The sequence below is a fragment of the Pseudoalteromonas sp. S2721 genome (genome assembly GCF_005887425.1).
Taxonomy (GTDB): domain Bacteria; phylum Pseudomonadota; class Gammaproteobacteria; order Enterobacterales; family Alteromonadaceae; genus Pseudoalteromonas; species Pseudoalteromonas simplex.
Map to the genome: position 1 here is coordinate 1 of NZ_PNCZ01000098.1, position 406 is coordinate 406.

The following is a 406-nucleotide window of genomic DNA, read 5'->3' on the forward strand; positions in this document are numbered from 1 at the left end:
CCTCCGCCTTTTCTGCAGCGATGCGCTCATGCTCTAACCGCGCCGCTTCCGCCTTTTCTGCTGCGATACGTTCTTGCTCTAAACGCTCCGCTTCTGCCTTTTCTGCTGCAATGCGTTCTTGCTCTAAACGCTCCGCTTCCGCCTTTTCTGCCGAAATACGCTCTTGCTCTAGGCGCTCCGCTTCCGCCTTTTCTGCAGCAGCTTGCTCTGCTTCACGCTGCGCCTGTTCTGCGGCAGCACGTTCTTGCTCTAATTTCATTGCTGCTTCTTGCTCAGCAAGTCGAGCTTGTTGTTCTTGACGTTGCTGCTCTGCCGCTTGCTGCTCTTGAGCTAAACGCTCAGCTTCTGCTTTTTCTGCCGCAATGCGTTCTTGCTCTAGACGCTCCGCCTCTGCCTTTTCTGCAGC

Annotated in this window: 1 pseudogene; it reads right to left on the bottom strand. The window is 55.2% G+C overall.

What is annotated here, in order from left to right:
• A pseudogene (locus CWC02_RS20365) lies at nt 1-406 on the bottom strand (signal recognition particle-docking protein FtsY); the annotation flags it as partial.